We start from the raw sequence: 13,270 nt of genomic DNA on the forward strand, positions 1-13,270 counted from the left end.
CACACAGCGCACCATGCATGCGGTGGTTACAGAAGCAGGCTCAGGCCGCGAGTGCGTCGCGCCGTACCAGTACCCGGTCGATCAGGCCCCATTGGCATGCCTGCTCGGCACTCATGAAACGATCGCGGTCCAGGGTCTGCTCGACCTCCTCGACACTGCGTCCGCAATGCTGCGCATACAGCCGGGTGATGCGCTGCTTGGTGCGCTGCATTTCCTCGGCATGGATGAAGATGTCCGACGCCTGGCCCTGCACCCCGCCCAGCGGCTGGTGCACGTGCAGGCTGGCATTGGCCAGCGCCGCGCGGTGACCAGGTTCGCCGGCCATTAGTAGGAACGAACCCATCGACCGCGCGGTGCCCATGCACAGCGTATGCACCGGGGCCGAGATGTATTGCATCGTGTCGTACATCGCCAGGCCGCTGGAGATCACCCCACCCGGCGAGTTGATGTACAGATGGATCGGCTTCTCCGGGTTTTCCGATTCCAGGAACAGCAGTTGCGCGCAGACCAGCGCCGACACAGTGTCATCGACTTCACCGTTGAGAAAGATGATGCGCTCGCGCAGGAGCCGCGAGTAGATGTCATAGGAGCGCTCGCCGCGCTCGCTGCGTTCCACCACCATCGGTACCAGCTGCATTCTGTCACGCATGTGCCTGCTCCCTGTAGCGTTCGATCCAGGCGCCGCCTCAGGCCGCGCGCATCATGGTGCGATGATCGTCGTTGGCGGCCAACGGCCGCAGCGCGCGCAGGTCGGTGAGGCGATGCACGATGGTCAGCACCGTCCCCCCACCGTCATCCGCGCGCAGTCGGAAACACACCAGGCTGTGCAGATGCGGGGGCTGCGCATCGCGCAGGCGGAACTCCAGCTCCCGCCCCTCCTCGCACAGGCAAGGCTGCGGATCGGCAAGATCGGCCGCAGGCAACCAGCGCTCACGCAGCGCCGGATCGAACAGTGCGCGCCAGACCCGTTCCGGTGGCGCTGGCAGCAACTGCTCCATCACCAACGCGGGAGCCGCTTCGTTCAGAACATCGTCCATCAGTCCATCTCCTTCAGCAGATCCTGCAAGGCATCCATCCGCGCGGGCCAGTAGGCCCGGTAGCGCTGCAGCCAGTTGCCGATGTGCGCCAGCCCGCGCGGATCGACCTCGTAGTGGACGAAACGGCCTTGGCGCTGTTCGCTCACCAGCCCGGCATCGCGCAGCACCGCCAGGTGCTGGGACATCGCAGACTGGCTGATCGCCATGCCCTTGCGCAGCGCGCTGGCATGCTGCCCGCCCTCGGCCAGCTTTTCGAAGATGTGGCGGCGGGTAGGGTCGGCCAGCGCTTTGAAGAGGGCGTTCTCGATCATGACCAACACATTAGCAATCACTAATGTGTAGTGCAACTCCCGCATCGGCTGTGCTGCAATGAGGGCTCCTGGCATGGAGCTGTGCATGAAGACCCTTGGCCTGATCGGCGGCATGAGCTGGGAAAGCTCGGCCCAGTACTACCGGCTCATCAACGAGGACGTGCGGCAGCGCCTCGGTGGTGCACATTCGGCGCAGCTGCTGCTGTGGTCGGTGGACTTCGCCCCGATCAAGCAGCTGCAGCATGACGGCGACTGGGATGCGCTGGGCGACCACATGGTTGACGCCGCACGGCGCCTGCAGGCCGGTGGCGCCGATCTGCTGCTGGTCTGCACCAACACCATGCACAAGCTGGCTGACCGCATCGAGGCGGCCTGCCCACTGCCGCTGCTGCATATCGCCGACCCCACCGCCCAGGCCATCGTGCAGGCAGGCGCACGCAAGGTGGGCCTGCTCGGCACCGCCTTCACCATGGAGCAGGACTTCTACCGCGGCCGGCTTCAGGATCGCTTCGGCCTCGAGGTGCTGGTGCCCGATGCCGATGACCAGCGCAGCGTGCACGACATCATCTACCAGGAGCTGATTGCCGGCGTGGTCAGCGAGCACTCACGGCAGGTCTATGCCGGCGTGATCGCGCGACTGGTGGCGCGCGGTGCCGAAGCGATCATTCTTGGCTGCACCGAGATCATGCTGCTGGTACGCCCGGAGGACAGTGCAGTGCCGCTGTTCGATACCACTGCCCTGCATGCGCAGGCTGCGGTAGACGCAGCACTGGCCTGATCCTGCCTTCGATGCAGCGCGGAATCAGTCCGCGCCCTGCAGTTCCAGCGCGGTGATCAGCCACTCGACCACCGCCTGCGAATCACACAGGAAGAAGATGGCATCGCCGGAGCGCGCTTCGGTAAGCAGCCGGTAGACCGTGATCGCCACCGCCGACTGGTTGGCGATGAACACTTCCGGGCTGCGCGGCCCTTCGCTGTGGCCGGCAACCGCGTGCAGCGCCTTGCGGGCGGCCACGGTCGCAGCCGGGTCCGCGCTACGGGTCAGTTCCGGCCCGCGCAGGCCCCAGGCAATGAACACATGCTTGCCCTTGAACGTGGTGTCCAGGACCCGCACCTCGGCGCCGCCTGCGTCGGCCGAGCGATGAATGACGGTACTGCTGATCAACGCAACCCCCTGTGGTCGTCGTGGTCCGCGCATCCTCCCCCACAGGCCGCCCGCACACCAGTGACGGCAGCCACAGGCTGCGCTGACAGGCGTGGAAGACATGTAAGAAGGTGTAAACCGATGCGATCGGATGTGCAGCGATGATACGGGATGTAAGCCTCTGCATGGGCCCGTGCGCACTACTAAATCCCTACTGAGCCACTTCCGGAACGATGCGTTCCGACGGCCCCGTGCTGGGTCATTCTTGCCGCCCGAATCCCCGCCCGAGGCCCCCATGACCCTTCGCCCGCTGCTGCCGATCACCGCTGCCGCCCTTGCCCTGCTGCTGCCGATCACCGCTGCCGCCCTTGCCCTGCTGCTGGCCGCCACCGCCGTGGCCGCCCAGGACTACGACACTGATCACATTCCAGCGCTGCGCTGCGAATCCCAGTTCAACAAGACCGAGCAATGCCCCATCGAGGGCCCGATGCGCCTGGCCAGGCAACTGTCGGTCACCCGCTGCGTGGAGAACCAGAACTGGGGCCAGAGCCGCCGCACGTTGTGGGTGACCGACGGCTGCCGCGCCGAGTTCGTCGCCGACGGCTATGGGCGCGGACGCTGGCCGGGCCGCGGCAGGGACCGTGACGATGATGGCGAGCGCCTGGTCTGCGAGTCCTACGAAAAGAGGGACAAGGAATGCCGTATCCGTGTGCGCCACGAGGTGCGCCTGGTCAAGCAGAAATCGGTGACGGCCTGCATCGAGGACCAGAACTGGGGCTGGGACCGACGCGGGATCTGGGTCAGCGACGGCTGCCGTGCCGAGTTCCGGGTGTATTGACTGCCGAGCACGCGCTGGCTGCGGCGGGTGCGACTGCGCCTGCGGCAGAGCCGATAGACTGGGCCCTACTGTCAGGAGCCCGATCATGCCCGCTGCGACCGCGCTGCGCGTCCGCGACGCGACGCCAACCGATGCCTCTGCGCTGATCGCACTCGACAGCGTGGCGGCAAGCGACCCTCGACGGGCGGAACAGATCGGCGAGTGGTTGGCGCAGGGCAACGTGCATGTTGCCGAACAGGAGCGCGAGATCGTCGGCTACATGACCCTCCATGAGCACTTCTTCGGCGAAGTCTTCGTCGAAATGCTGATGGTCGCGCGCGAGCAACGCAGCAAGGGCGTCGGCGCCGCACTGCTGCGGCACGCGATCGCACAACGTGGACAACGCAAGCTGTTCACCTCGACCAATGTCTCCAACATCGCCATGCAGCGCCTGCTCGTTGCATCGGGCTTCATCGACAGCGGCATCGTGCATGGACTGGATGACGGTGACCCGGAGCTGATCTACCGCTTTGCCGGCAGCTGATCGAGATACGCTGTCACCTTGGTTTCCAGCAGATCCATCAGCACGGGATCCATGCAGCGATAGTCGTCGGGAATATCGAGGCAATGCAGGCGCTTGTGTTCCAGCAGGCGCGCGTACGCGGCCTGCAGGCGATGCTGGTGCTTGGCCTCCATCACGAAGATGGCATCGGCCCAGCGGATGTCCGCCGGGCCGATGGGGCGTCGTGCATTCGGGCTGGTGCCGGCCGACAGCGCGTTGAAGCCGGACCGCCGCCGCCACATGGCTTCGGCGGTCGGGCTGCGCAGCTGGTTGCGGCTGCAGACGAACAGCAGGTTGATCATTCCTGTTCCTGCAGTTGGCGAGGGCTGAGGACCGGATAGGTGAAGCCCAGCTGGCGTGCGCGCGCGAGCTTGGCATCGCGCGTATACAGCAGCTTCCAGTTCTTCTCGGGCTTGTAGCTGTAGGCGGTCGTGGCGCGGTCGCCACCACGGTTGCGTGCCTGGCTGCGACGCCAGGCACGGTTTCTTGCAGATTCCATGATGTGTTCTCGTGAGTACCGGGTTCAGCAGCCGCGGTAATACGAGTGGCGCGCAGCATACACCGCACGTACAAAAAAGCCCACGCATTGCTGCGCAGGCTTCTTGATTCATCACAGTGGTCGGGACGGCCGGATTCGAACCGACGACCCTCTGCCCCCCAGGCAGATGCGCTACCAGGCTGCGCTACGCCCCGACTGATGCTGCGATGTGCCCGCCAGTGCGGCGGGCCGTGAAGTATAGCGGATTACGATGGAAATGGGATCAGCGGCGCAACAACTGCAGCACTTCCTCCAGCTCCATGCGCACCTGCTTGATGATCTGGTTGCTCAGCGCCGATTCCTCGCGGGCATCGGGGCCGTCCAGACGCAGGCGTGCACCACCGATGGTGTAGCCCTGTTCGTACAGCAGGCTGCGGATCTGCCGCACCATCAGCACGTCATGGCGCTGGTAATAGCGGCGGTTGCCTCGGCGCTTGGCCGGCTCAAGGCTGGGAAACTCGGTTTCCCAGTAGCGCAGGACGTGCGGCTTGACGTCGCACAGCTCGCTTACCTCACCAATGGTGAAGTAGCGCTTGGCCGGGATCGGCGGTAGTTCGCGGTTACTGCCCGGATCCAGCATAAGCTTCCACCCTCTCCTTGAGCTTCTGGCCCGGACGGAAGGTGACCACCGTACGGGCGGAAATCGGAATTTCCTCGCCGGTCTTGGGGTTGCGACCCGGGCGCTGGTTCTTGCGCCGCAGATCGAAATTACCGAAGCCCGACAGCTTCACCTGACGTCCCTGTTCCAATGCTTCACGCAGCACATCGAAAAACGCGTCGACGAATTCCTTGGCTTCCCGCTTGTTCAGACCGACTTCGTCGAACAGCTTTTCCGCCATCTCCGCCTTGGTCAATGCCATTGCCTGCTACCCCCGAGTGCTGCCCGCTCAGCCGCGGATCCGGGCGTGATGTTCACGCTCGATGGCAGTGACCGCCTCAGCCACCACCGCATCCACGTCGCGGTCCGTCAGAGTGCGCGACTTGTCCTGCAAAATCAAGCCCATAGCGAGACTCTTGAATCCCGGCTCGACGCCCTGGCCGACGTAACGGTCGAACAGGTTCAGGTCGCGCAGCAGCGGGCCGGCGGCCTGGCGGACGGTGGCCGCGAGGTCGGCCCAGGCCACCTGTTCAGGCACCAGGAATGCCAGGTCGCGACGCACCGCCGGGAAGCGCGACAGCTCGCCGGCACGCGGCAGGCGACGGGCGGTCAGCGGCTCCAGGTCCAGCTCGAAGGCATAGACGTCGGCTTCGATCTCCATCGCCTTGGCCAGGCGCGGGTGGATCTGGCCGATCCAGCCGATCGCCACGCCATCGCGGAACACCTCGGCCGAGCGCGCCGGGTGGCCGTAGGCACGGGCCGACGGGCGGAACTCCAGCTGCGCGCCACTGGCGGCCGCCAGCGATTCCAAGTCGCCCTTCAGGTCATGGAAATCGACCTTGCGGGTCGGCAGGCCCCACTGCACCGCCTGCGCGTCACCACAGACCGCAGCGGCCACGCGCGGGGTCTCCAGCGGCGCCGGTTGGCCGTCTCCGGCCTGCTGGGCGAACACGCGGCCCAGCTCGAACAGGCGCACGCGGCTGATCTGGCGGGCAGCGTTGCGGCCCAACGTGGCCACCAGGCCCGGCAGCAGCGACGGGCGCATCACTGCCAGTTCGGCCGACAGCGGGTTGGCCAGCGGCACCAGGCCGTCGCGCAGCTGCCACTGGGTCAGCAGCGCGTCGTCGACGAAGGCGAAATTCACGGTTTCCTGCTGGTCGCGGGCGATCAGCTGGCGGCGCACGCTCAGCGCGTCCAGCTGGGTCTCGCTCGGCATCGCCACTCGCGAGGCACCACCCGGCAGCGTGGTCGGGATCTGCTCGTAACCGTGGATGCGGGCCAGCTCCTCGATCAGGTCTTCTTCAATGGCGATGTCGAAGCGGCGGCTCGGCGCGACCACCTGCCAGCCGTCGGCGGTGGCGACCACGTCCATGCCCAGCGCGCGCAGGATGCGCTCGACTTCTGCATCCTCGATGGTGATGCCGAGCACGCGTGTGATGCGGGCGCGGCGCAGCATGATGGTTGCCGGCTGCGGCAGATCGGCTTCACGCACGGCCTCGGTGACCGGCGCCGGGGTACCCCCAGCCAGGTCCAGCACCAGGCGGGTGGCGTACTCGATTGCGGTACGCGGCAGCGCCGGATCAACGCCGCGCTCAAAGCGGTGGCCGGCATCGGTGTGCAGGCCCAGCTTGCGGCCACGGCCCATGATCGCGGCCGGCGCGAAGTGCGCGGCTTCCAGGAACACGGCGGTGGTGGCGTCGGTGACGCGGGTATCGAAGCCGCCCATCAGGCCGGCCAGGCCGACCGCACGGTCAGCGTCGGTGACCACCAGGAAGCTGTCGTCCAGCGCAGCATCGCGGCCGTCCAGCAGCTTCAGGCTCTCGCCAGCGCGCGAACGGCGCACAGCGATGCTGCCCTGCAGGGTGCCGAGGTCGTAGGCGTGCATCGGCTGGCCCAGTTCCAGCATCACGTACTGGGTGATGTCGACCAGCAGCGAGACCGGGCGCACGCCACTGCGGCGCAGGCGCTCGGCCATCCACAGCGGGGTCTTGGCAGCGGCGTTGACGCCTTCGATGACGCGGCCCAGGTAACGCGGCGCTTCGGCGCCGGCGTCGAGCTGGATGCTCAGCTCACGGCTGCCGACCGCCACAATGGCGTCGGCGGCGAAGTCCAGCACTTCGCTGCGGGTGGCGGCGGCGACGTCGTAAGCGATGCCGCGCAGGCTGAAGCAGTCGGCGCGGTTCGGGGTCAGCTTGATCTCGATGCTGGCGTCCGGCAGCCCCAGATACTCGACCAGGGACTGGCCGACCGGTGCGTCGTCCGGCAGTTCCAGCAGGCCGGAAGCATCGTTGTCCAGGCCCAGCTCCTTGGCCGAGCACAACATGCCGTTGGACTCGACGCCGCGCAGCTTGGCCGGCTTGATCTTCAGCTCGCCGATCTGCGCACCGACCATCGCCAGCGGCGCGACCAGGCCTGGGCGCGCGTTCGGCGCGCCACAGACGATCTGCAGCAGCTCGCCCTGCCCGGCATCGACCTTGCACACCTGCAGGCGGTCGGCTTCCGGATGGCGTACGGCGTCGACGATGCGTGCCACGACCACGTGATCGAGGCCTTCGCCCAGCGCGGTCACTTCTTCCACTTCCAGGCCGATGGCGGTCAGCACCGCGCTCAGTTCATCGCGCGAGGCGGAGGTCGGGACGTGGCTGCGCAGCCAGTTTTCGGAGAATTTCATGGTGTCACCCTGGTGGGCCCGGCGCATGCGCCTGGGCCTGCGTTGTTGAGTCCGCCGGGCATGGCCCGGCGCTACCTAGTGCGTTACGCGAACTGCTTCAGGAAGCGCACATCGTTCTCGAAGAACGCGCGCAGATCGTTGACGCCGTAACGCAGCATCGCGAAGCGCTCCACGCCCATGCCGAAGGCAAAGCCGGTGTAGCGCTCCGGATCGATGCCGACGTTGCGCAGCACGTTCGGATGAACCATGCCGCAGCCGAGCACTTCCAGCCAGCGGGTGCTGCCATCGGGCTGCTGCCAGGCGATGTCCACTTCCGCACCCGGTTCAACGAACGGGAAGTAGCTGGGACGGAAACGCATCTCGAAGTCGCGCTCGAAGAACGCACGCACGAACTCGGCCAGCGTGCCCTTCAGGTCGGCGAAGGTCGAATGCTCGTCCACCAGCAGGCCTTCCACCTGATGGAACATCGGCGAATGGGTCTGGTCGCTGTCGCTGCGGTACACCTTGCCGGCGGCGATCATGCGCAGCGGCGGCGCGTGGTCGCCCATGTAGCGCACCTGCACACCCGAGGTATGCGTGCGCAGCAGGCGGCCGTCGCCGAAGTAGAAGGTGTCGTGCATGGCGCGCGCCGGGTGGTGCGGCGGGAAGTTCAGCGCCTCGAAGTTGTGCCAGTCGTCCTCGATCTCCGGACCTTCCGACAGCTCGTAGCCCAGCCGGCCGAAGATGCCGGTGATGCGCTCCAGGGTGCGGGTGATCGGATGCAGGCCGGCACGATCGCCGTTGCGGCCCGGCAGGGTGATGTCGATGGTTTCGGCGGCCAGGCGCGCATCCAGTGCCGCGTCTTCCAGCAGCGCCTTGCGCTCGCCCAGTGCGCGGGTCAGCGCGTCGCGGGCCTGGTTGATCGCTTCACCGGCGGCCTTGCGCTCGTCGGCCGGCAGGGCGCCGAGCTGCTTGAGCTGCGAGGTGATGCTGCCACTCTTGCCAAGCAGGGCCACGCGCAGCTGTTCCAGCACGTCGGGGCTCTGTGCGGCGGCCACATCGGCCAGCGCCTGGGTGGTGAGGGATTGGATGTCGCTCATGGGGGGCCGGAACTCCAGTCGATCTGCCATCGCGATGCGCGAAGGGCCGACCCCTGTCGCCACCGCCGTCCCCGCGCTGCCGTCATGGCCTCGCCGGGACCCAAAAAAGAATGGGGAAGGACTTGCGCCCTTCCCCATGCATTGCCTTGACCTGACACCGTTCCGAGTGAACGGTTACGGCATCGGGAAGGACTTATGCCGCCAGCGCGCCCTTGGCCTTTTCGGCCAGCGCGGTAAAGCCGGCTGCGTCGTGCACGGCGATGTCAGCCAGGACCTTGCGATCCAGGGTGATGCCGGCCTTCAGCAGACCGTTCATGAAGCGGCTGTAGCTCAGGCCGTTGATGCGGGCAGCCGCATTGATACGGGTGATCCACAGCGAACGGAAGTTGCGCTTCTTCTGCTTACGGCCGATGTAGGCGTACTGCTGTGCCTTGATGACCGCCTGCTTGGCGACGCGGAAGACCTTGCGACGGGCGTTGTAATAGCCCTTGGCGAGATCCAGAATCTTCTTGTGGCGGCGACGCGCCTGTACGCCACGCTTAACTCGTGCCATTTTTCAGTTCCTCAGAGGTAAGGGAGCATGCGGTCCAGACGGCCTGCGTCTTCTGCACGGACATGGCCCGTCTGACGCAGATTACGCTTACGCTTGGTCGCTTTCTTCGTGAGGATGTGGCTACGGTTGGCGTGGCCGCACTTGTACTTGCCCGAGGCGGTCTTGCGGAAACGCTTGGCCGCTGCCCGGTTGGTCTTGATCTTGGGCATTGCAATGTCCTTGATGGGATATGACCCTGGTTTCTGACTGATCTGGCGGCGGCCTGAGCCGCTCTTTCCGTCCTGCCATGATCGGCGTACGACCCGTCCTGGGTGGGTCGAGCCGGGCATGATACAGGCAAAACCGCCCTGCCACCAGCCCCTGCAACCCTTTCGCCGGCAATTCACCGGCTTCCTGAAAAAGCAAAGGGACGCCAATGGCGTCCCTCTACCCTGAACCATTCAGCCAGGCGCCCCGGAAGGCGGCCCGTCAGGCCTCAGGTCTTCTTCTTCGGCGCGATCATCATGACCATCTGACGCCCTTCCAGGCGCGGACGGGATTCAATGACGATGTCCTCGCCCAGATCGGTCTCGATCCGGTTGGCCATTTCGCGGCCCAGTTCCTGGTGGCTCATTTCACGGCCACGGAAACGGATGTTGACCTTGATCTTGTCACCATCCTCGAGGAACCCGCGCATCTTGCGCAGCTTGATCTGGTAGTCGCCCTCGTCCGTGACCGGACGGAACTTCACTTCCTTGATCTCGACCTGCTTGGTCTTCTTCTTGGCCTCGCTGGCCTTCTTCTGCGCTTCGAACTTGAACTTGCCGAAGTCCATGATCTTGCAGACCGGCGGATCGGCCTGCGGCTGGATTTCGACCAGGTCCAGGCCTTCATCTTCGGCCATGGACAGCGCTTCGTCGCGCGACAACACGCCGATCATTTCTCCGTCACTGCCGATCACGCGGACGCGCGGCACACGGATTTCCTGATTCTTGCGGTTCTGTTTGTTGTCAGGGGTGCTGATATTACGTTCTCCCAAGGGTATCGAACCGGTCCGGGTGCCTGTGCCCCCGGACCGGACCTTTGCTTACGCGCCCTCGGCCTGGAGCCGCTCGATGAAGGCCTGCAGGCTCATGCTGCCCAGGTCTTCGCCAGAACGCGTACGCACCGCCACAGCCCCATTTTCCTTCTCGCGGTCACCAATGACCAGCAGGTAGGGCACGCGCTGCAACGTATGCTCGCGGATTTTATAGCCGATCTTCTCGTTACGCAAATCCGAGCTGACGCGGAAGCCTTGCTCCGCAAGGGTTTTGGTCACGCCCGAGACGTACTCGGCCTGGGCGTCGGTGATGTTGGCCACCACCACCTGGGTCGGCGCCAGCCAGGTCGGGAACTGGCCGGCATGGTGCTCGATCAGGATGCCCAGGAAGCGCTCCATCGAGCCCACGATGGCGCGATGCAGCATGACCGGGTGCTTCTTCTGGCTGTTCTCATCCACGTACTCGGCGCCCAGACGGCCCGGCATCATGAAGTCGACCTGCATGGTGCCCAGCTGCCAGGTACGGCCGATCGCGTCCTTCAGGTGGTACTCGATCTTCGGGCCGTAGAAGGCGCCCTCACCCGGCAGCTCCTGCCACTCCACCCCATTGCTGGACAGTGCCGAGCGCAGCGCGCCCTCGGCCTTGTCCCAGGTGGCGTCATCGCCCAGGCGCGATTCCGGACGCAGGGCGATCTTGACCTGGATCTCATCGAAGCCGAAGTGCTGGTAGACCGCCAGCGCCTGCTGGTGGAACGCGGTCACTTCCGCCTCGACCTGGTTTTCCGTGCAGAACACGTGGCCGTCGTCCTGGGTGAAACCACGCACGCGCAGGATGCCGTGCAGCGCGCCGGACGGCTCGTTGCGATGGCAGGCACCGAACTCACCATAGCGGATCGGCAGGTCGCGGTAGCTGTGCAGGCCCTGGTTGAACACCTGCACGTGGCCCGGGCAGTTCATCGGCTTGAGCGCGTAGGTGCGCTTCTCCGATTCGGTGAAGAACATCGCGTCCTGGTAGTTGTCCCAGTGGCCGGATTTCTGCCACAGGCTCACGTCCAGGATCTGCGGGCAGCGCACTTCGCCGTAGCCGGTCTTGCGGTACACCTTGCGCATGTACTGCTCGACCACCTGCCACAGCGCCCAGCCCTTGGGGTGCCAGAACACCAGGCCCGGCGCTTCTTCCTGCAGGTGGAACAGGTCCTGCTGCTTGCCGATGCGGCGGTGGTCGCGCATCTCGGCTTCTTCGATGCGCTTGATGTACGCCTCGAGCTGCTTCTTGTCGGCCCAGGCGGTGCCGTAGATGCGCTGCAGCTGCTCGTTCTGCGCGTCGCCGCGCCAGTAGGCGCCGGAGATGCGGGTCAGCTTGAAGGCCTTCAGGAAGCGCGTGTTCGGCACGTGCGGGCCGCGGCACATGTCCACGTATTCCTGGTGGTAATACATGCCCATCGCCTGGATGTCGTCGGACATGTCCTCGATCAGGCGCAGCTTGTAGTCCTCGCCACGGGCCTTGAAGATCTCGATCACTTCAGCGCGCGGCGTCACCTTCTTGATGACGTCGTAGTCCTGGGCGATCAGTTCACCCATGCGCTTCTCGATCGCCGCCATGTCGTCCGGGGTGAACGGGCGCTCGGAGTAGATGTCGTAATAGAAGCCCTCGGCGATCACCGGGCCGATCACCATCTTCACGTCCGGGTACAGCTGCTTGACGGCGTGGCCGACCAGGTGGGCGCAGGAGTGGCGGATGATCTCCACACCCTCCTCGTCCTTGGCGGTGATGATGCGCAGGCTGGCATCGTGGTCGATGACGTCGCTGGCATCGACCAGCACGCCATCGACCGAACCGGCGATGGTGGCCTTGGCCAGGCCGGCGCCGATCGACTGGGCAACGTCCATGACGCTGACGGGGTTTTCGAATTCGCGGCGGCTGCCGTCGGGAAGAGTAATGTTGATCATCGCAGTGGCTTCGTGCGGGGCCCGCGGGGCGGGCTGGAAAGCGTTCCCGGGGCGGCGCCCGGGCAATAAAAAAGCGCCGCGAGGGCGCCTGGAACACAGGGCCTTCGGGGGCAGGTCAACAGTAGGCGGTGGTAGTGCTCATGTCGCACGCTCGGCCGGCGCTGGGCGCGGGCCACCTTGTTCCAGTCAGGGTTCTGCGATGATCTTAAACCAGTGCACGGGAAAGCCCAAGGCCCACCGTACGGTCCCCTGAATGGGTCTCGCTGGCGGCGTGAAATCGCAATGATTACCATGTCGGCGCAGGCGCCTCGTGCCAGCCTGCCCGCTTCCCCCAGGACCCCGTGATGCGCCACCCGCTCCGACCGGCTCCCGCCGGCCCCGCCCGTGTCCCGCGTTCGCCGGCCCGCTGCTACGCTGGCCGCCCGCGATGATCACCGTCGGCCTTTCCACGCTCGGCTTCTGCAGCCTGGGCATGCTGGCAGCGATGTTCTCGGCGCTGGCCTTCTATGCCGCCTCGCCGCACTGCCGCTGGCCACGCCTGCGCCGCGCCGGCCGCCTCGGTCGCCAGATTGGACTGGTCGCCGCGGCTGCCGCGCTGTGGCTGTGGATGGCCGAGCTCGGCTTTGCCGCCGGCCTGGTGGCCATGCTGTGCACCTGGATGCTGGCGGCGATGCTGCTGCCGGCGCTGGCCGCCTGGCACCGCCCCGGCACGGAGTCGCCCTGATGTGGCCGCGCGCCTTCGCCGGCATTGTTGCCGGCTTCTTCCTGGCAGCTGCTGTAACCGGCCTGCTGGCGTGGCTGCCGCCCGGCCCCTGGCAGCGTGCCCTGGTCCCCACCCTGATCGCTTTCATCCCGCTATGGATGCTGGCCGCCCTGTGGGCATTCAGCTTCCGCAGCGCGCTGCGCGCCTGGCTGGTGCTGGCCGGCAGTGCCGCCGTCGGCTTTGCCGCGCTCGGGCTGCTGCGCCTCACCGGCGCGGTGCAATGAGACCC

19 protein-coding genes and 1 tRNA gene are annotated in these 13,270 nt (G+C 66.0%); 5 read left to right on the top strand and 15 right to left on the bottom strand.

Annotated elements, in window-relative coordinates; translation table 11 throughout:
* Positions 1-40: 40 nt before the first annotated feature.
* From ACJ7C5_RS02665 to ACJ7C5_RS02675, 3 genes are read right to left on the bottom strand one after another with little or no spacing between them, the layout of a single operon-like run.
* Positions 41-649 carry an ATP-dependent Clp protease proteolytic subunit gene (locus ACJ7C5_RS02665; RefSeq protein WP_097048983.1) on the bottom strand — a complete coding sequence of 203 codons (609 nt, stop codon included), beginning with the start codon at positions 647-649 and terminating at the stop codon, positions 41-43.
* A 37-nt stretch (positions 650-686) separates the two neighbouring features.
* On the bottom strand, positions 687-1,037 hold the full coding sequence (locus ACJ7C5_RS02670; protein ID WP_014037927.1) for an SRPBCC family protein: 351 nt from the start codon (positions 1,035-1,037) through the stop codon (positions 687-689).
* Complete coding sequence (locus tag ACJ7C5_RS02675; RefSeq protein ID WP_412702985.1) at positions 1,037-1,348, bottom strand: ArsR/SmtB family transcription factor; 312 nt, start codon at positions 1,346-1,348, stop codon at positions 1,037-1,039. Before ACJ7C5_RS02675 ends, ACJ7C5_RS02670 begins: the two co-directional genes overlap by 1 nt.
* 85 nt (positions 1,349-1,433) lie before the next feature.
* Between ACJ7C5_RS02675 and ACJ7C5_RS02680 the strand changes: the two genes are divergently transcribed.
* The gene (locus ACJ7C5_RS02680; RefSeq protein WP_412702986.1) at positions 1,434-2,126 is read left to right on the top strand and encodes an aspartate/glutamate racemase family protein; all 693 of its coding nucleotides are present in this window, start codon (positions 1,434-1,436) and stop codon (positions 2,124-2,126) included.
* Positions 2,127-2,150: 24 nt separating this feature from the next.
* Here ACJ7C5_RS02680 and ACJ7C5_RS02685 read toward each other — a convergent pair whose 3' ends face one another.
* Positions 2,151-2,513 (bottom strand): hypothetical protein, encoded by a 363-nt coding sequence (locus ACJ7C5_RS02685; protein ID WP_412702987.1) that lies wholly within the window; start codon positions 2,511-2,513, stop codon positions 2,151-2,153.
* Positions 2,514-2,787: 274 nt separating this feature from the next.
* On the opposite strand from ACJ7C5_RS02685, the gene ACJ7C5_RS02690 reads away from it, so the two are divergent.
* Entirely contained in the window at positions 2,788-3,330 is a 543-nt protein-coding gene (locus ACJ7C5_RS02690) for a DUF3011 domain-containing protein (protein WP_412702988.1), read from the top strand.
* Between the two features lie 85 nt (positions 3,331-3,415).
* A complete protein-coding gene (locus ACJ7C5_RS02695) occupies positions 3,416-3,853 on the top strand; it encodes a GNAT family N-acetyltransferase (protein ID WP_412702989.1) in 438 nt (145 codons plus the stop codon).
* Here the strand turns inward: ACJ7C5_RS02695 and ACJ7C5_RS02700 are convergent.
* From ACJ7C5_RS02700 to thrS, 11 genes are all read right to left on the bottom strand, one after another.
* Entirely contained in the window at positions 3,832-4,173 is a 342-nt protein-coding gene (locus ACJ7C5_RS02700) for a low molecular weight protein tyrosine phosphatase family protein (RefSeq protein ID WP_412702990.1), read from the bottom strand. The two genes, ACJ7C5_RS02695 and ACJ7C5_RS02700, sit on opposite strands and share 22 nt — an antisense overlap.
* Entirely contained in the window at positions 4,170-4,370 is a 201-nt protein-coding gene (locus tag ACJ7C5_RS02705; protein ID WP_093999848.1) for a hypothetical protein, read from the bottom strand. The genes ACJ7C5_RS02700 and ACJ7C5_RS02705 overlap by 4 nt, the downstream gene beginning before the upstream one ends.
* A gap of 117 nt (positions 4,371-4,487) precedes the next feature.
* A tRNA-Pro gene (locus tag ACJ7C5_RS02710) sits at positions 4,488-4,564 on the bottom strand.
* A gap of 68 nt (positions 4,565-4,632) precedes the next feature.
* Positions 4,633-4,989 carry a MerR family transcriptional regulator gene (locus tag ACJ7C5_RS02715; RefSeq protein ID WP_005410431.1) on the bottom strand — a complete coding sequence of 119 codons (357 nt, stop codon included), beginning with the start codon at positions 4,987-4,989 and terminating at the stop codon, positions 4,633-4,635.
* Positions 4,970-5,269 carry an integration host factor subunit alpha gene (locus ACJ7C5_RS02720; RefSeq protein WP_005410432.1) on the bottom strand — a complete coding sequence of 100 codons (300 nt, stop codon included), beginning with the start codon at positions 5,267-5,269 and terminating at the stop codon, positions 4,970-4,972. Before ACJ7C5_RS02720 ends, ACJ7C5_RS02715 begins: the two co-directional genes overlap by 20 nt.
* 27 nt (positions 5,270-5,296) lie before the next feature.
* Positions 5,297-7,678, bottom strand: a complete 2,382-nt coding sequence (pheT, locus tag ACJ7C5_RS02725) for a phenylalanine--tRNA ligase subunit beta (protein ID WP_412702991.1) — start codon at positions 7,676-7,678, stop codon at positions 5,297-5,299.
* An 83-nt stretch (positions 7,679-7,761) separates the two neighbouring features.
* Entirely contained in the window at positions 7,762-8,757 is a 996-nt protein-coding gene (locus ACJ7C5_RS02730) for a phenylalanine--tRNA ligase subunit alpha (protein ID WP_014037935.1), read from the bottom strand.
* 193 nt (positions 8,758-8,950) lie between these two features.
* Positions 8,951-9,310: a 50S ribosomal protein L20 gene (rplT, locus tag ACJ7C5_RS02735; protein WP_006380762.1), complete on the bottom strand. Its 360-nt coding sequence runs from the start codon at positions 9,308-9,310 to the stop codon at positions 8,951-8,953.
* 11 nt (positions 9,311-9,321) lie between these two features.
* Positions 9,322-9,519, bottom strand: coding sequence for a 50S ribosomal protein L35 (rpmI, locus tag ACJ7C5_RS02740; protein ID WP_005410436.1), 198 nt, complete (start codon positions 9,517-9,519; stop codon positions 9,322-9,324).
* A gap of 266 nt (positions 9,520-9,785) precedes the next feature.
* Positions 9,786-10,328: a translation initiation factor IF-3 gene (gene infC / locus ACJ7C5_RS02745; protein WP_005410437.1), complete on the bottom strand. Its 543-nt coding sequence runs from the start codon at positions 10,326-10,328 to the stop codon at positions 9,786-9,788.
* A gap of 48 nt (positions 10,329-10,376) precedes the next feature.
* Positions 10,377-12,278, bottom strand: coding sequence for a threonine--tRNA ligase (gene thrS / locus ACJ7C5_RS02750; RefSeq protein WP_093999847.1), 1,902 nt, complete (start codon positions 12,276-12,278; stop codon positions 10,377-10,379).
* Positions 12,279-12,705: 427 nt separating this feature from the next.
* Here thrS and ACJ7C5_RS02755 point away from each other — a divergent pair, with 427 nt between their 5' ends.
* A complete protein-coding gene (locus tag ACJ7C5_RS02755) occupies positions 12,706-13,002 on the top strand; it encodes a hypothetical protein (protein WP_005410439.1) in 297 nt (98 codons plus the stop codon).
* A complete protein-coding gene (locus ACJ7C5_RS02760) occupies positions 13,002-13,265 on the top strand; it encodes a hypothetical protein (RefSeq protein WP_046983965.1) in 264 nt (87 codons plus the stop codon). The genes ACJ7C5_RS02755 and ACJ7C5_RS02760 overlap by 1 nt, the downstream gene beginning before the upstream one ends.
* Positions 13,266-13,270 lie beyond the last annotated feature (5 nt).

This window comes from Nocardiopsis yanglingensis (assembly GCF_045809185.1).
GTDB lineage: Bacteria > Pseudomonadota > Gammaproteobacteria > Xanthomonadales > Xanthomonadaceae > Stenotrophomonas > Stenotrophomonas yanglingensis.